The sequence below is a fragment of the Epilithonimonas xixisoli genome (genome assembly GCF_004365655.1).
Taxonomy (GTDB): domain Bacteria; phylum Bacteroidota; class Bacteroidia; order Flavobacteriales; family Weeksellaceae; genus Epilithonimonas; species Epilithonimonas xixisoli.
Window position 1 is genome coordinate 907,911 of the sequence record NZ_SOEO01000001.1, and the last position, 17,145, is coordinate 925,055.

A 17,145-nucleotide genomic window follows, 5' to 3' on the forward strand; every position below is an offset into this window, starting at 1 on the left:
GGACTAAATCGTTCCTTATATAGCTTCTTTCAGATTTATCTGAAGGAAGTTTTTTTTTGTTATAAACGTAAAATTTAAAAAATATGAATTCTAAAATTATTATTAATTCCAGAAAAGGATTGGTGCTTTCTGCGGCCGTTATATTCTTTTCAGGTATTTCTCTGGCTCAAGCTCAGGAAACAAAACCAGTACAAGACACAGTAGCGAACAAAGAAATCGAAGAAGTGGTTCTTGTAGGTTCCAGAAGTGGTGGACGATCCAAAGCCGACAGCCCGGTTCCTGTGGATGTTTTCAATTTGAAAGACATTCAACAAAGTTTGCCACAGACGAACATCAATCAAATTCTTAATACGATTGCGCCATCTTTTACATCAACCATCCAAACCAACGCAGACGGATCTGACCATTCCGATCCTGCACAGTTGAGAGGTTTGGGACCAGATCAAACTTTGATTTTGGTTAATGGAAAAAGAAGACATACATCCGCATTAGTCAATGTTAACGGCGCTCCAGGAAGAGGAACTGTCGGTACAGATTTGAATGCCATCCCAGCATTTGCTCTTTCCAGAATCGAGGTTTTGAGAGATGGTGCTTCTGCGCAATACGGTTCTGATGCCATTGCCGGTGTGATGAATCTTCAATTGAAAAGAGACACTGGAAAACTGACAGGACAACTGAATTACGGTGGTTATCTGACAAATGCAGCGAAGGATCACACTGGAAATTACGATGGTCAGCAATATCAATTGGACTTAAACTACGGAAACAAAATCGGAAAGAGAGGTGGTTTCTATAACTTGACTTGGTCTTCTCAATTCCGTGATCCGACGAGAAGAGCAGGAACCGAAAGTGGAAATATTTATAATGCCTACAACGCGATTGAGAAAAGAGCCTCAGAAAATGGCGTGAATCTTTCATCTTATTTCAATAATATCAACAATCTGAAAGGAACTGCGGGCGAGCAAGATTTCGTGAATCTGATTCACCAGTATGCTCAAGGCGTGAGTTATTTTGATTCTGGTTTCCAATCCAACATTCAAAATGCTTCTACAATTACGGCTTTGCAAGGATTATTGGGAGCCAATTATACCAATCAAGAATTGGCTTACAGAGGACAAGACAGAAAAGACTTCAATATGCAAGTGGGACAATCGAAACTGAATAACCATCAATTGTTTGCAAACGTAGAAGTTCCGTTGAATGATGATTGGAAGGCTTACACTTTTGGTGGCTATTCTATCAGAGACGGTCAATCAGGCGGTTTTTACAGAAGACCAAATCAAGCGAGAACATTCACTGGAATCAGCATTGACGGTTATTTGCCAGAGATTCACACAAGGATTCAGGATGTTTCATTGTCTGCTGGAGTTAAAGGGAAATGGAACGGATGGAATGTTGATCTAAGTAACACTTTCGGACAAAATAGTTTCGATTACACTATTGAAAATACAGGAAATACAAGTTTAAGATTCAATTCTCCAAGTACTTTCAAAGCTGGTGGATTGCAGTTTTTGCAGAACACGATCAATTTGGATTTCAGCAAATCGTTTGATGTTTTCCAAGGAATCAACGTCGCTTTCGGAGCAGAGCAGCGTCACGAGAATTTCAGGATCAATCCAGGCGAAGAAGCTTCATACACCGCTTATGACATCAATGGAAATGTGCAAACGCCAACAACACCAAATGCTTTGAAACCAACTGACTTTTTTGGAGCAGCATTGGCAGGAAGTTCTCAGGTTTTCTCGGGCTTCAGAGCGGAGAATCAAACGAATAGAAACAGGAATTCTTATGCTGGATATGCAGATGTGGAATTCAATTTTACCAATTGGTTTTTGGTAGATGCTGCCGTTCGTTTTGAGGATTATTCAGATTTTGGTTCGACTTTCAATTACAAATTAGCGTCCAGAATCAAACTTTCTAATGACTTAAATTTCAGATTTGCAGGATCCACTGGTTTCCGTGCGCCATCCATTCATCAGATTTATTATAACACAACTTCCACATTGTTCACGTCACTCCCGGGAAGTACAACACCAACTTTGGTAGAAGTAGGAACTTTTGCTAATGATTCTGGAGTTGCAAAAGGTTTGGGAATTAATAAATTGAAACAAGAAACTTCAAAATCTGTAAGTGCGGGTTTCACATACAAAATTCCTGCTCTAAATTTGAATATTACTACAGATGCCTATTTCATCAGAATAGATGACAGAATTGTGTTGACAGATCAGTTTGCTAGACCGACAGATGCCCAAATATTACTAAATCCTAATCTGCAAGAAGTAAGAAATGAACTTGATAGAAACAATGTGAATGCGGCGCAGTTTTTTGCCAACTCCATCGACACAGAAACGAAAGGTTTGGATTTGGTGATTAGCCATACGTTGACAAAAGAAAGTTTCAAGTTTACGAATGATTTCGCCATCAATTTAAACGAAACTAAAAAAGTTGGCGACATTCACGCGTCAGATCTGTTGAAAAGTGCAGGATTGGAAAATACCTATTTCGGCGAGAGATCCAGAGTTTATCTAGAAAATTCAGTTCCAAAAGTGAAAGCGAGTTTGTCTAATAATCTGAAGTGGAATGATTTCAATTTCTATCTGAGAAACACTTACTACGGAAAAGTTTATGGTGCAGACATTGTGGATGCCAACTTTGACGGTGTCATTTTGCCAAACGAACATCAATTGATTTCTGACAAAATTATTACAGACTTATCAATCGGTTATGACATCAACAAGAATTTCAACTTAACGATTGGAGCTAATAACTTGTTTGATATTTATCCTACAAAAAACTTGACAGCTTCTACGAATAATGACCAATTCATCTATTCTAGATCCACATCTCAGTTCGGACAAAACGGACGATATGTGTTCAGCAAGCTGACGGTTTCTTTTTAATTTGACGATTTTAAGGTTTTATATTTGTTTTGAAATGGCATCGGGGTTTTCCTCGATGTCATTTTTTGTTTATGGAATTTAGTATTATGAATGCTTCGAGAGCCTCAGCAAGACATCGCGAATAATAACAGTTTTAATAAACATTGTCAGTCTGAGGCTCTCGAAGACCAATAATTATAAATCCAACTTCGCATTATTCAATCTCAAAGAATTAAGAATCACAGAAACCGAGCTAAAACTCATTGCCGCCGCGGCAATCATTGGACTTAGCAAAATCCCGAAGAAAGGGTAGAGCAGTCCAGCCGCCAAAGGAATTCCCAAAACGTTGTAGATAAAAGCAAAGAACAGATTTTCTTTAATATTTCTCAATAACTTTTCACTTAAAATTTTGGCTTTTGCAACACCGAGAATATCACCTTTCAACAAAGTTATTTCTGAGCTTTCTATCGCGACATCAGTTCCGGTTCCCATTGCGATTCCGATGTTAGCTTGAGCCAAAGCTGGCGCATCATTGATTCCGTCGCCTGTCATTGCCACTATTTTTCCTTCGTTTTGTAGTTTTTTGATTTCATTCATTTTATCTTCGGGAAGACAATTGGCTTTGAAGTTCTTGATTCCGAGTTGTTCAGAAACTGCTTTTGCTTTGTTTTCGTTGTCGCCCGTCATCATTATCACTTCGATGTTTTGATTTTGAAGAAGTTCAATCGCTTGTTTTGAAGTCGGTTTTATGTTGTCAGAAAAACTTAAAAATCCTAAAACTTTTCCACCTTTTGCCAAGTAAGAAATGGTTTTCGCTTCGTTTTGTTTTTCATTAATTTTTAATTTCAGATTTTCTGGAATATTGATGTTGAAATGCTTCAACAAAGATTCATTTCCTAATAAAACTTCTTCGTTATTAATGATTCCTTTCACGCCTTTTCCAGAAATGTTTTCGAAGTTTTTTACTTTCTCGAATTGTAAATCCTGATTGTCACGCTGAGACTCTCGAAGCGCATTCAAAACAGCATTCGACAAAGGATGTTCAGAATTTTGGTTGAGTGATGAAGCGAGTTTTAAAACTTCATTTTTATCTGAATTTTCCAAAGTTTCGATGTTGTCCAGACTTGGCTTACCTTCCGTTAAAGTTCCAGTTTTGTCAGTAATTAAGACATTGATTTTGTGCATTTGTTCCAAGGCTTCGGCATTTTTTATCAAAATTCCGTTTTGCGCACCTTTGCCGATTCCGACCATCAAACTCATTGGTGTTGCCAATCCGAGAGCACAAGGACAAGCGACAATCAACACAGCGACGGCATTTACAAAAGCATAGGTCAATTTATTTTCGCCACCGAAAATGTACCACGCGACGAATGTTAAAACCGAAATCGCCATCACGGTCGGAACAAATATCTTCGAAACTTTATCCGCTAATTTCTGGATTGGCGCTTTGCTTCGGCTGGCGTCGTTCACCATTTTGATAATTTTGGAAAGCAAGGTCTCATCGCCTATTTTTTCTGTTTTCATCAGAAAAGTTCCGTTTCCGTTGATAGTTCCGGAAGTGACTTTGTCGCCTGATTTTTTTTCTGAAGGAATTGGTTCGCCTGTAATCATCGATTCATCCACATTGGAATTTCCTTCGATAATTTTTCCGTCAACAGGGATTTTTTCACCTGGTTTTACTCTTAGAATATCATTGATTTTAATTTCAGAAAGTGGAACTTTTGTCTCATTTTCATTAATAATTAAATTCGCTGTTTCCGGCGAAAGATTCATCAAAGCTTCAATGGCTTTTCCGGTTTTTTGATGCGCTCTTGCTTCCAACATTTGTCCCATAATCACCAAAGTCAAAATCACACAAACCGATTCAAAATAAAGCGGAACTTTTCCATCGTGAGACAATTCGTGAGGCAGAATATCAGGGAAAATTAAAGCAATTAAACTGAAAATAAATGCGACAGAAACGCCCAACGCAATCAAAGAAAACATATTGAGATTCCACGTTTTGAATGAAATCCAACCACGTTTCATCACAAACCAACCTGCGTAAAACAGGACTGGAATCGTTAAAATCAATTCAAAAATCGCCTGAACTTGATAAGAAAAAGGAAAATCGATAAACATTCCGCCCATCGAAAGAATGAAAACAGGAACGGAAAATCCCAATGCAATCCAGAATTTTCTTTGCAAAGTTTGATAGGTTTTGTCTTCGTGTTTTTCGCCTTTTATCGGAATCATCACCAAATCCATCCCGCAAACCGGACAACCGACGTTGGAATCATAAACCTTATCGCCTTCGCAAAACATCGGACAATAGTATTTTCCTTGATTTTGAGTTTCGAGTTCTGGGTTTCGAGTTTCGGGTTTTGAAGTTTGAATATTGAACTCAGAATTTTTAACCAAATCATCAGTGATTTCCTCCAAATGCATATGACAAACCGGGCAACCGGAATCTGATTCGTAGGTTTTGTCACTTTCGCAAAACATTGGGCAAAAGTATTCGCCGATTTTATCTTTGAAACTCTCGGGAAGATTGGTTTTGGAATAGGTTTTTGGTTTGTTTCGTTGGTCTTCACGCTCTTCTATCGGAACGAGGAACATATTACAAACCGGACATCTGCCTTGCTTGAAATACAGTTTCTCACCTTCGCATTCCATCGGGCAATAATAGACGGAACTTGGCGAAATTCTTTGATTGGGATGAAGATTGTCGTGATTATGATGATTGTGGTTTTCCATTTTTGAAAATTTAATGATACAAATTTCAACAAATCTAAAATGATTGTGTTGTAAATAAATGGAAAGATTTTATATCCAATTAAAACAAAAACCTTCAGAAATGTCTGAAGGTTCATTTTTTATAACTTTAAGATTGAAGAATCTATTTTATTTTCTCGGTTTCAAAGAAAGATTATCCAAATAAACGGCTTGATGAACACCATTCAGCATCACTTTCAGACCTAAGTTGCTGTCTTTTTTCAATGAGATGTTGAAGACTTTTTTGTCTTTCCCAATTTTCACCGGTTTTGCGATGGTTGCAAAAGTTTTTGGGTTTCCTGCGTTTTGGATGGATAGAATTTCCAATGTTGTTTCTCCGCCATTATCTGTCACATCAAGGCTTAACTTGTAGTTTCCGGCTTTGATTTTTGGCGTTACGAGATACATATTTTCCTTAGGACTTGTCATCGAGTAGAAGATGATTTTGTTTTCGCTGGCGTAGAGCATTGCTTCGCCTTTTTGGATAGACCAACATTTGTTGATATCTTTCCAGTTATCAAAATTTTCTGTCAAGGTGGAGACGGTTTTACATTGCGCATTAATTGTCACAAATCCGCATAAAGCCACGATTCCTCCGAGTATTAGTTTTCTCATTTTCGATTAAATATTATGAGGTAAAAATAAGTAAAAATGAGTGAGTGGCAAAGTTATTTTTAATGAATCTAAATAGCTTGGTTTCTATTATAATTTAATCCGAAAATATATTGATTTCTGATAGAACATTTAATCCTCGATTCTCTGTAATTCTAAGGTGTCACTATTTTTTGTGAGCGAAATTGATATTTCAATTGGAACGTAACCTTGTTCTTTTTCATAATATTCTCTGTAAAAAATATTATTTTTTTGGAAATTTATGGATGTCTTATTTGGGATTTTTCTAAGTTGATGTTTCGCTTCTGATAAAGCTGTAGAATCATATATTTTAAAATTATCACTAATTGTAATTTGACTAATTATTCTATTTCTGTCAGCTTCGGAAATTTTAAGTTTTGTGAACTGAAAATATTCAGGAAAACCCTCAATCTTATTATCAACTATTTTGAAATCGTCATTAAGAGTGATATTTAAAAATTTTAAATCTTTTTTTACATCATTTTTTGAAAAAACAAAAGCATCAACAGAATTCATAAATGCCAAGCTGAGAAATATGAGTAATAAAATTGATGAAATGATGTACGCCGTTTTTTTATTTCCTGTTTTGTAAAGAATTACGAAAACTATTGGAATTAACACCAGGAAAAATATCAAAAACAATAATGCAATTAATAAAGGAATTCCCATCGATTAGTTTTTTTATAATTCTTAAAGTTAACAATTTTGAATATTAATCAGCTATTCAAAAGATTTTTCTCTGTTAAATTTAAAAATCTCCTTCCCATTAAACACAATCACCGCCAAAAATATCAAAGCATAAGAGAAAATCTGCAAACTTTCCAAAGGCTCGTGATAAACAACGCCAGCCAAGATAAAGGCAATAATCGGATTGATGTTCAGAATCATTCCAACCTTAGACGAACTGATGCCGGAAAGTGCATAGAGATTCAGGAAAAGTGGAACAATCGTGTACATCACAGCGATGATTTCGACGTAAAAATAGAATTTGAAATCGGTAATAAGTCCACTTGAATAGAATGGGAAAAATGGCAACAAAATCAATGCGCCCAAAAGGATGTGGAAGTTGATAACCAGAAACTTATCAAAGTTTTTATTGATGCTTTGGCTCACAAGATACGAGGCGTAGGTGAAACCAATGAGACTGCTGTAAAACATATCAATCAAATTGGCGTAAGACAGCAAAACACATCCAACAAAACTTAGAAAAACCGACAACCATTGTAGTTTCGTGAGCTTGTCTTTTAAGATGAAATAGGCGAGAATCGTAGTGATAATCGGGCAAACCAAATAGGCGACAGAAGTTGCGCGAACGCTAACGTGATTCATCACAAAAATAAATGAAAACCAATTGGCAGTCAACAAAATACTGCTGAGAATATTGAGACCAATGAGATTTCGTTTGCTTTTTTGAGGAAGTTGTTGGAAATAATCCAGATTATTGGCGAGTTTTTTCCGTTTGAAAAGCAATGAAATAACAGTCATTATCAACGCGCAACTGAAAACTCTGTAAAACAGAATGTCCAAGGAAGCGTACTCGTGGAGCGGTTTCAAAACCAAACTGAATGTTCCCCAAAGCGAAAACGCAATGATGGCGGAGAGATAATGTTTTAGATTGTTCAAAATGTGGGGAATGATACTGCAAAAGTACCGATTTAATACGCTTTCTTCGTCGCCAAAACAGAATAAACCATCGGAATCTTATCACCAAGATGTTCGATTCTGAATTTTTTCGGAGCAATTTCCACTGTTTTGTTGAAACAATTGTACGACGAATAATCGTATTCGTCAAGAGAATTAATCTCAAGTCCGTTGGTTATCAAACTGTTCAAAACCTCGCTGAATCCGTGGTTCCACATCACATAATCTTGTGTAATGTCGGCAGTTTTGTCTGCGTAAGTTCCGCTTTCAGTTTCTACAATTGCTCCTGAATTGAAATATCTGTAAGCAATATTTTCAAAATTGTCATCAAACATCCAAACCACAGGATGGAACTCAACAAACACAAATTTTCCATTGGGTTTCAAAAATTTGGAAACCACTTTTGCCCATTTGTCCAAATCTGGCAACCAACCAATCGTCCCGTAACTTGTAAAAACAATGTCGAATTTTTCATCAAGATGATTGGGCAAATCGTAAATGTCGGAACAAATAAAAGTCGTGTCTGTATTGGTTTCTTTTGCCAATTGTTTCGCGCTGTCAATCGCTTTTTTGGACAAATCTACGCCGGTAACTTCAGCGCCCAATCGGCTCAGGGAAATGGAATCTTGACCAAAATGACATTGCAAATGCAGAATGGATTTCCCTTTGATTTCGCCCAACAAATCAAGCTCAATATCGTTAAGCGACGTATTTCCGTTTTTGAAACCTTCGAGGTCGTAAAATTCGGATTCGAGATGCGAATCTGTTCGGTTGTTCCAAGATTCTCGGTTGATTTCTATGTAGTTTTTTTCTGGATTCATAGTTTATTTTTAATGTAATTTCATCAAACCTTATCCAGCGCAATCCTCTTTTTCTCCTTAGAATTCAAAAACTGAGTAGGAGAGAAGCCTGTGATTTTCTTGAATTGAGAAGAAAGATGCTGAACGCTTTTGTAACCTAATTTCTGAGAAATTTCAGTTAAATTAAATTCTTTATAAAGCAACAGTTCTTTCACTTTTTCAATCTTCTGCAGAATGAAATATTGCTCCAAAGTCACATTTTCATTCTGCGAAAAAAGTTTGGAAATAGAACTGTAATCTCGATGGATTTCGGAACTCAGAAACTCTGTCAAAACAAAATCCTCACTTAAATCTTCTTCAGCAATTTTTTGAATAATCAAGTTTTTGATTTTCTCAATCTGTTTTTTGGAAGAATCTTCCAGAATTTCAAATCCTATTGATTTTAGTTTGGAGTTGAGCGTTTGAAGTTGTTCATTAGAAATCTGATTTTTAGTTTCAACTTCGCCCAATGAAATTTGAGTAATGTCGATTTTCAATTCATCAAATATCGATTCAACCGCAGAGACGCAACGGTTGCAAACCATATTTTTGATAGAGATTTTCATCTCACGAATTTACTAAATTCTGAATAATAATCGTCAAAATTTAAACTTTAGGAATGCGTAAAATTATCTGAGTTCCATTACCTTTTTCAGAGTTTATTTCAAAATCAGCATTCAGTTCGGAAGCTCTTTTTTGCATATTTCGGATGCCGTTTCCAAGTTCAATTTCTTCTGTATCAAAACCTTTTCCATCGTCTGTTATTTTGATTTCGATTTGATTATCAATTGTTTTTGCTGTCAGATTGATGTTTTTCGCTTCGGAATATTTCATTGCATTGTTCACCGCTTCCTGCGTGATTCGGTAGATATTCATCCCTTCCACAGATGTGAATTTCAACGAATCCAGAGCATTTTCTCTTTCGAAAATAATGTTAATAAAGTCATTAGACTTTTGCGCTTTTTCGACAAAATTCAGGATTCTGCTTCGGATTTCATTGAAGTCGATTTCTGAGTGATTCATCGCCCAAATCGTGTCGCGCAGTTCTGTGATTGTGTCTTTTGTAAAGGTCGAGATAGAGGATAATTTGGAATTTATTTTCTCGTCTTTGATATTAAAAGCTTGTTTCAAAGTTTCCACAGACGAGATGATGAACGTGAGTTGCGCTCCAATATTATCGTGCAAATCCCGTGAAATAGACAATCTTTGTTCCTGCAATTTGTTCTGGGTTTCGATTTTAGAAATGGCTGTTGTAAGTTCGTATTCTTGTTTTTGTTGTTTGTTTTTGAGAAATAAAGTTCTGTAAATCAAAAATGAAATGATGATTAATGAAACGAAAAGTATGGACAGAATTTTAATCGTATTCAATCTTTTTTTCTCCTGATTTTTCTGCTTCAAAATTTCCTTTTCTTTTTGAACCGTATCAAATTTCATCTGAAGTTCCGCCATTTTATCATAAGTTTCCTTGTTGATAATTTGGTCTTTTAAAGCTTGACTTTTCTTGAAATATTCTAAAGCTTTTGGTAGATTTTGGTTGAGTTCATAAGCTTGGCTAAGCATTCCATAATCGTGTCGCAGGAGATTTGTAATTTTATATTTCTCGGCAAGTTTCACCGATTTTTCAAAATTCTGAATGGCGAGCGGATAGTTTTTCATTGCTAAAAACAAATCACCGTTGTAAGCAAAATTGTCCGCAATTCCATAATCGTCCTTCAATGCCACTCTTTGAGCCATAGCTTTATCAAAATATTGCTTTGCTAAGTCAAATTTTTTCTGTTGAAGATAAGCCTCACCAATGTTGTTCAAACTGTAAGGGATTCCAACGCTGTCATTAGATTTAGTTTTGATTTCCAAACCTTTATGGAAATAGATAAGAGCGCTATCTTTTTGATTCAGATTGTTTTTGATGACACCATAATTATTATAAATACTGAGAAGAGGCTTGGTGAAATTTGCTTTTTCAGCAATTTTCAAACCTTTCATCATATATTTCTCCGCATCTCGGATATTGGTGGCTTTCAGCCGAAATCCCATTTCTCCATAAACAGATGATACATTTTCCAGATCATTCAATTTCTCAAATATTTCTATGGATTTTAATGAGTATTTGATGTTTTCGTCATAATCGCCATTGTAATAAAATGCCAGTGAAAGTGATGCGTAGGTTTTTGCTTCAGCCTTTAAATTTCTGGACTTTTTTGCATCGAGCGCATTTTTTCTGAGTTGTGGAATCACTGTTTTCAGATTGGTTTGGATGTAAGTCATCGGCAAATTGCTGATAGAATCAATCTGCTTTTTCGATTGCGAAAACACATTAATGAAAGTAAATGTCGAGAAAAAGAGTAGAAGTTTTATCATCGGCAATGTTTAAATGATTCTACTGCTTTTAGCTTTCTCAATCGCCTCCAGTTTGTTATGAACTTGAAGTTTTTTATAGATATTCTCGATATGTTTTCTAATGGTGCTGGGAGATAGGAAGAGGTTTTGAGCGATAATGTTATAATTCAAGCCTCGGCTCAGTTGTTCCAAAACTTCTATTTCTCTGGGTGAAAGTTTGATATCCTCCTCGCATTTTTTATTTTCAAATTCTTGAGGATTTCTAAGTAATTTCAAAGTTTTGAAAGCGATAGAAGGACTCATCGCCGCGCCACCTTCCAAGACTTCCATTATCGATTTTTGAAGTTCCTGTGGCGAAGTTTCTTTCAGAAGATAACCATCAGCACCAGCTTTTATGGCGTTGAAGATATTTTCATCATTGTCAAAAACAGTCAGAATCAAAATCTTGATTTGCGGATAGCGGTGTTTTACAAATTCCGTCGCCAAGATTCCGTTCATCACAGGCATTTCTATATCCATCAAAATCAAATCTACGTTCGCATCTTTTTCCAGTTTTTTGATCAGGTCTTTCCCATTGTCTGCAAAAAATTTGATTTTGAAATCTTCGTACAAAGACAATTTTTCCTGAACAGCTTTTGCCAGGAAAAAATTATCCTCAGTGATTGCAATCTTTGTAATCATAATTATAAATTTAATTAAAATCAACAGAGATAACAGAATATTTGTTTTTCATCCTATTAAGTTTTTAATAAAATTAAAAATATTTTTCTATTAAAATTAATTTTCCGAAATTTTTCTAAAAACATCCATCTGCAAATCAAAAATATCCTCATTCAAACGCAGTTTTGCATTTTCGATTTTTGTAGAGAAGTCTTGGTTTAATTGTAATTTCAGTTCATCCTGCTTTGTCACAGAGTTTAGCAACGCCAATTTTTGATAAAGTTCAGTCAATTTTCTCTGATGATTTTTTTTGATAGCATAGATTTTTCTTATCAAAATTGAAATGATAAAACTGAGCAAAACGATAATTCCGATATAAAAAAAATCCAATAGTCTGATTTTAAAATTAAACAAAAACCCCTCTTTTTATTTGAGTAAAAGCGAGGGGTCACAATAAACCTACTTCATAAGATTATACTTGTAGATTGTGTTGTTATTAGCTTGATAATAGAGCGTTCCAGAGAATTCGTCCACTTCGTAAGTTGGTTTTTTATCTTTTAATAAAATCTCTTCTTCCTTCTCGCCCGTATTTTTATTCACTTTTGCCAAGCCTGCGCCACTATCCAATTTGGTCAAAATAAACTGATAGTTTTCTGTGGCAGAAGTCGCTTTGAAACGTCTTGCCATTTCTGCAAAAGAAGCAGACGCAACACCGGCAAACGCATCGCCCATTGCTTTGTATCTTTCGCCTTCCGAGGTGTATTGCCCAATCGAGTTTCGGTTCATTCCCGCTTGATAAGATGCGCTTGCAGAAACCGCTGTAGAAGCAACCGCCAAAACGCCGTGCAAAATCATTCCGGCTGTACTTTTCCCTGGAGAGCGGAAATATTGTTGATATTTTGTAGATCCATCGTGAGCAAAATGCATCATATTCTGAGAAGATCCGATGAAAATCCCATTGTCTTTGGCTCTGATGTTTGTCGGTGCTTCTTTTTCATCAAATTTATAGGAAGCGAAAGAAGAAATATCACCAGAGTTTTCATCGATAGATTTGATTTCTTCGCCTGTGCTTATCAAATATCGTTTTCCCATTTTGTCATAAGTACTGCAAACGGCCTTTGCCTTTTTATAGTTAATGGCTTTTCCGTAGATAGATTCACCTGTTTTCAAGTCAATAATATTAGCATCCTCGTCTGTGATGTAGATCATTCCTTTTGGAACCAGAGCCATTGTGTGGATGTTTTCTCCAGTTTTCAAAGGTTTTCTGAAAAGCGTTTGTCCATCAAAGGAAATTTTGTTGATGCCACCTTCTTGGATTCCGAAAAGTATTCCATCATCCATCACATAAAAATGCTGAACGTAACCTTTCGTTTTTGGTGCTTTTTCCCAAAGATCTTCGCCCGTGCTGGAGCTTAGAAAAGCAATTCTGGATTCGGAAGCGGCGGAAGCTAATTTCATCAAACCAGATTTTCCACTGTTGTCCACATCACTCACGACAGCTAATCCGTTGGGGAGAATTTGGAAATTGGAGATTTTTCCTTTCACAGAATGTGGTTCTTTCCAGAGAACTTGTCCGCTGTCGCTCAGTTTGAAAATATTGGAGTTTCCGTTTGGTTTTTGCTCGATGGCGTAGATTTCTTTTCCTGTTTTGTCTGCTGTCAACCAGCTAATATCATCTACTTTGGCTTCCCATAGCTGATTTCCTGTGTTAAGATCCAGACAAATCGTCGCTTTGCTTGTAGGTATCAATAGTTTGTTTCCGGTAATGAGAGGTTTTCCCGTGACGGTCGTGATGCTCATAGAAACTTTTCCAGGATCTTGAAGGTTAAATATTTTTTCTTCTTTCCCCGTTGCGAGATCATAGATTCCGACTGCCATTGCAAATTTTTCCTTCGAACTTCTTTGTCCTGCAATGATTAATTTATTTTGAGGAAGCATCAGATTGAATTGCGTCAGCATTTTCCAGCCATTTTCTTCTGTAGCGAATAGTTTTTTGCCAGAAACAATATCAATGACACTTTTCTTTGAACTGAAAATTCCGCCTTGAGCAATGATGACATAAGGAGAATTCGGGACAAATTCTACTTCCTCTTGTTTCACTTTTCCATAATCTTGAAAATTGAAATGAAGCTGATTGCTTTCTGGTTTAATGCCTGCAAAACCGTCTCCGTTGGCAACTAGAAGTACGCCGGCATCCGTCAGTTTCATAAACTGAATGTTGCCATCCATTTTGAATTCTGAATCTGGTGCTTTTTGTCCAAACATAAAAATATGACTTCCAAGCAAAGCTGAGACGGCGACTGTTTTAAAAATTTGAGTTTTCATAATGATGAAGTTTAGGATTTATTGTTGTCCCAAAATTCCATTATTAATGAAGCTCAAACAATACGGCATTTGACGTATTTTAAATGAAAAAAGCACCACGATCTGTGATGCTTTCATTATATAAGTTTAATCTCAATTAAAACTAAATTGCGTTCAAAATCTGATTCAAAGTTTCAGAAGGTCTCATTGCTTTGTCTGTTTTCTCGAAATCCGGTCTGTAATAACCATCGATTTCTTTTGGCTGACCTTGAGAACCAATCAATTCTTCATTGATTTTGCTTTCGTTTTCAGTCAACGCTTTTGCAACAGGCGCAAATTTGGAAGCGATGTCTGCATCTTTAGTTTGATTTGCCAAAGCTTCCGCCCAATAAGTTGCCAAATAGAAATGCGAACCTCTGTTGTCAATAGTTCCTAATTTTCTTCCTGGAGATTTATCTTCTGCCAAGAATTTTGCATTAGCCTCGTCTAAAGCATCAGCTAAAATCTGAGCTTTTGTATTGTGTTGAGTTTGAGCCAAATGTTCCAAAGAAGCCTGCAAAGCCAAGAACTCTCCAAGAGAATCCCATCTCAAATAACCTTCTTCGATGAATTGCTCGATATGTTTCGGAGCAGAACCTCCAGCTCCCGTTTCGAACAATCCGCCACCGTTCATCAATGGAACGATAGACAACATTTTCGCAGAAGTTCCTAATTCCAAAATAGGGAAAAGGTCGGTCAAATAATCTCTCAAAACGTTTCCAGAAACAGAAATGGTGTCTTTGCCTTCTCTCGCTCTTTCCAAAGTTTCGGTCATTGCATCTTTTACGTCTAGGATCTTGATATCCAATCCAGTTGTGTCGTGATCAGCTAAATATTTTTCAACTTTTTTGATCATTTCTCTGTCGTGCGCTCTTGCTTTGTCCAACCAGAAAATTGCTGGTGTATCAGATAATCTCGCTCTGTTGACAGCCAATTTTACCCAATCCTGGATTGGTGCATCTTTGGTCTGACACATTCTGAAAATATCAGATTTCTCAACTTTTTGCTCAAGCAAAGTATTTCCATTTTCGTCAAGAACTTTGATTGTTCCATCAGCATCAGCTTGGAAAGTTTTATCGTGAGAACCGTATTCTTCAGCTTTTTGAGCCATTAATCCAACATTCGGAACAGAACCCATTGTTTTTGGGTCAAGCGCTCCGTTTTTCTTCATATCATCGATTGCTGCTTGGTAGAAACCTGCGTAAGAACGGTCTGGAATGATAGCAACTGTATCATCTTCTGCACCAACTTTGTCCCACATTTTTCCGCCATTTCTAATCAATGCTGCCATAGAAGCATCAACGATGATGTCAGATGGAACGTGGAAATTGGTAATTCCTTTGTCAGAATTTACCATTGCTACTTTTGGACCTTCAGAAAGAACTTTGTCGATGTCAGCTTTGATTTCTGCTTCTTGTGGAATTCCAGCAATTTTATCGTAAAGATTCTGCAATCCATTGTTTGGATTGATATCTAAGGATTTGAAAGTTTCAGCATATTTAGCAAAAACATCTTTAAAGAAAGTCTCAACAATTGCTCCGAAGATAATTGGGTCAGAGATTTTCATCATCGTTGCTTTCAAGTGAGCAGAAAGGATTACGCCTCTTTGTTTCGCTTCATCAATTGCTGTTTGAACGAAAGCTTTCAACGAATTAAGATTCATCACAGAAGAATCGATTACTTCGCCAGCTTTTAGGTTTGCAAAATCTTTCAACACTTTTTCAGAACCATCATTTCCAAAGAAAACGATTTTGAATTTAGAATCAGATTCCACAGTTGTAGAAGTTTCTGTTCCGTAGAAATCGCCTTGTTCCATATTCGCAACATCCGTTTTGCTGTCAGAAGCCCAAGCGCCCATTTTGTGAGGATTTGCTTTTGCATAATTTTTAACCGCTTTTGGCGCACGTCTGTCAGAATTTCCTTCTCTAAGAACAGGATTCACTGCAGAACCTAGAACTTTAGCATATTTAGCTTTAATCGCTTTTTCTTCTTCCGTTTTTGGTTCAGCAGGATAGTTTGGAACTGCGAAACCTTTGGATTGTAATTCTGCGATGGCTTCTTCCAATTGAGGTGCAGATGCAGAGATATTTGGTAATTTAATAATGTTTGCTTCCGGAGTTGTAGCCAATTCTCCAAGCTCCGATAAAGCATCTCCAATTTTTTGGTCATCTTTCAAAAACTCCGGAAAGTTTGCCAAGATTCTACCTGAAAGTGAAATGTCTTTTGGAACGATGTTAACGTCTGCAACAGAAGTGAAAGCCTGAACGATAGGCAAAAAAGAATGTGTTGCCAACATTGGTGCTTCATCCGTAAGCGTGTAGATAATTTTTGATTTTTCTGACATTATTGAGTTGATTTTATTTCGTTTTGAATCACAAAAATAGGTATTTTATAATGATTTTAAAAGTGTGCAAATATGATTTTTATTTCAATCAAGATTTAATATTGGATTATTGATATTAAAAGTTAAATTTTATTAAAGTAGAATTAATTATTGTAGAATTAGAAAATCAACCATTAACTTTGATGCAAATAAATTATAAACAATGTCACAAATTACATTCAAAGGAAGTCCTATCAATACAGTTGGAACTTTGCCAGAAGTTGGAACTATCGCTCAAGAATTTACATTAGTTGGAGCAGATTTATCAGAAAAACATTTGGCTGATTACACAGGGAAAAGAGTTTTGTTAAACATCTTCCCAAGCATCGATACGGGAGTTTGCGCGGCGTCTGCAAGAGAATTCAACAAAGAAGCTAGTTCTTTGGAAAATACAGTTGTTATCAACGTTTCTAGAGATTTGCCTTTCGCATTGAGCAGATTTTGTGCCGCGGAAGGTCTTGACAATGTAGAAGTTTTGTCAGATTTCAGAGGGAATTTCGGAGAAGATTATGGCGTTACTTTGGACGATTCTCCATTGAGAGGTTTGTTAAGTAGAGCGGTTGTAGTTTTGGATGAATCAGGAACTGTAATTTACGCAGAACAAGTTCCGGAAATTGGACAAGAACCAAATTATGCAGAAGCTGTGAATGCTTTGAAATAATTTCAAAAAATAAAT

General features: G+C 36.4%; 13 protein-coding genes. 2 read left to right on the forward strand and 11 right to left on the reverse strand.

Going from position 1 to position 17,145, the window contains the following annotated elements:
- Positions 1-83: 83 nt before the first annotated feature.
- Positions 84-2,900, forward strand: coding sequence for a TonB-dependent receptor plug domain-containing protein (locus B0I22_RS04195; RefSeq protein WP_133943400.1), 2,817 nt, complete (start codon positions 84-86; stop codon positions 2,898-2,900).
- Between the two features lie 174 nt (positions 2,901-3,074).
- Here B0I22_RS04195 and B0I22_RS04200 read toward each other — a convergent pair whose 3' ends face one another.
- The 11 genes from B0I22_RS04200 to B0I22_RS04250 all read right to left on the reverse strand — a co-directional run bounded on the left by B0I22_RS04200 (position 3,075) and on the right by B0I22_RS04250 (position 16,430).
- Positions 3,075-5,615, reverse strand: a complete 2,541-nt coding sequence (locus B0I22_RS04200) for a copper-transporting P-type ATPase (RefSeq protein ID WP_133943401.1) — start codon at positions 5,613-5,615, stop codon at positions 3,075-3,077.
- 147 nt (positions 5,616-5,762) lie between these two features.
- Positions 5,763-6,248, reverse strand: coding sequence for a hypothetical protein (locus B0I22_RS04205; RefSeq protein ID WP_133943402.1), 486 nt, complete (start codon positions 6,246-6,248; stop codon positions 5,763-5,765).
- Positions 6,249-6,377: 129 nt separating this feature from the next.
- Positions 6,378-6,935: a hypothetical protein gene (locus B0I22_RS04210; RefSeq protein WP_133943403.1), complete on the reverse strand. Its 558-nt coding sequence runs from the start codon at positions 6,933-6,935 to the stop codon at positions 6,378-6,380.
- Positions 6,936-6,986: 51 nt separating this feature from the next.
- The gene (locus B0I22_RS04215; protein ID WP_133943404.1) at positions 6,987-7,889 is read right to left on the reverse strand and encodes an EamA family transporter; all 903 of its coding nucleotides are present in this window, start codon (positions 7,887-7,889) and stop codon (positions 6,987-6,989) included.
- A gap of 32 nt (positions 7,890-7,921) precedes the next feature.
- Positions 7,922-8,728, reverse strand: a complete 807-nt coding sequence (locus B0I22_RS04220; protein WP_133943405.1) for a class I SAM-dependent methyltransferase — start codon at positions 8,726-8,728, stop codon at positions 7,922-7,924.
- A 23-nt stretch (positions 8,729-8,751) separates the two neighbouring features.
- On the reverse strand, positions 8,752-9,312 hold the full coding sequence (locus B0I22_RS04225; protein ID WP_133943406.1) for a helix-turn-helix domain-containing protein: 561 nt from the start codon (positions 9,310-9,312) through the stop codon (positions 8,752-8,754).
- A gap of 40 nt (positions 9,313-9,352) precedes the next feature.
- The gene (locus B0I22_RS04230; protein WP_133943407.1) at positions 9,353-11,104 is read right to left on the reverse strand and encodes a tetratricopeptide repeat-containing sensor histidine kinase; all 1,752 of its coding nucleotides are present in this window, start codon (positions 11,102-11,104) and stop codon (positions 9,353-9,355) included.
- Positions 11,105-11,113: 9 nt separating this feature from the next.
- Positions 11,114-11,764 carry a response regulator gene (locus tag B0I22_RS04235; RefSeq protein ID WP_133943408.1) on the reverse strand — a complete coding sequence of 217 codons (651 nt, stop codon included), beginning with the start codon at positions 11,762-11,764 and terminating at the stop codon, positions 11,114-11,116.
- A 96-nt stretch (positions 11,765-11,860) separates the two neighbouring features.
- Positions 11,861-12,133, reverse strand: coding sequence for a hypothetical protein (locus B0I22_RS04240; RefSeq protein WP_133943409.1), 273 nt, complete (start codon positions 12,131-12,133; stop codon positions 11,861-11,863).
- 69 nt (positions 12,134-12,202) lie between these two features.
- A complete protein-coding gene (locus B0I22_RS04245; protein ID WP_133943410.1) occupies positions 12,203-14,068 on the reverse strand; it encodes an outer membrane protein assembly factor BamB family protein in 1,866 nt (621 codons plus the stop codon).
- A gap of 142 nt (positions 14,069-14,210) precedes the next feature.
- Positions 14,211-16,430 carry an NADP-dependent isocitrate dehydrogenase gene (locus B0I22_RS04250; RefSeq protein WP_133943411.1) on the reverse strand — a complete coding sequence of 740 codons (2,220 nt, stop codon included), beginning with the start codon at positions 16,428-16,430 and terminating at the stop codon, positions 14,211-14,213.
- 202 nt (positions 16,431-16,632) lie between these two features.
- Between B0I22_RS04250 and tpx the strand changes: the two genes are divergently transcribed.
- Complete coding sequence (gene tpx / locus B0I22_RS04255) at positions 16,633-17,130, forward strand: thiol peroxidase (RefSeq protein ID WP_133943412.1); 498 nt, start codon at positions 16,633-16,635, stop codon at positions 17,128-17,130.
- The last annotated feature ends 15 nt before the right edge of the window (positions 17,131-17,145 follow it).

Bases quoted from the DNA above. Each gene is read 5' to 3' on its own strand.
- B0I22_RS04195 (WP_133943400.1), top strand. From the start codon at position 84: ATGAATTCTAAAATTATTATTAATTCCAGAAAAGGATTGGTGCTTTCT.
- B0I22_RS04200 (WP_133943401.1), bottom strand. From the start codon at position 5,615: ATGGAAAACCACAATCATCATAATCACGACAATCTTCATCCCAATCAA.
- B0I22_RS04205 (WP_133943402.1), bottom strand. From the start codon at position 6,248: ATGAGAAAACTAATACTCGGAGGAATCGTGGCTTTATGCGGATTTGTG.
- B0I22_RS04210 (WP_133943403.1), bottom strand. From the start codon at position 6,935: ATGGGAATTCCTTTATTAATTGCATTATTGTTTTTGATATTTTTCCTG.
- B0I22_RS04220 (WP_133943405.1), bottom strand. From the start codon at position 8,728: ATGAATCCAGAAAAAAACTACATAGAAATCAACCGAGAATCTTGGAAC.
- B0I22_RS04225 (WP_133943406.1), bottom strand. From the start codon at position 9,312: ATGAAAATCTCTATCAAAAATATGGTTTGCAACCGTTGCGTCTCTGCG.
- B0I22_RS04230 (WP_133943407.1), bottom strand. From the start codon at position 11,104: ATGATAAAACTTCTACTCTTTTTCTCGACATTTACTTTCATTAATGTG.
- B0I22_RS04235 (WP_133943408.1), bottom strand. From the start codon at position 11,764: ATGATTACAAAGATTGCAATCACTGAGGATAATTTTTTCCTGGCAAAA.
- B0I22_RS04245 (WP_133943410.1), bottom strand. From the start codon at position 14,068: ATGAAAACTCAAATTTTTAAAACAGTCGCCGTCTCAGCTTTGCTTGGA.
- B0I22_RS04250 (WP_133943411.1), bottom strand. From the start codon at position 16,430: ATGTCAGAAAAATCAAAAATTATCTACACGCTTACGGATGAAGCACCA.
- tpx (WP_133943412.1), top strand. From the start codon at position 16,633: ATGTCACAAATTACATTCAAAGGAAGTCCTATCAATACAGTTGGAACT.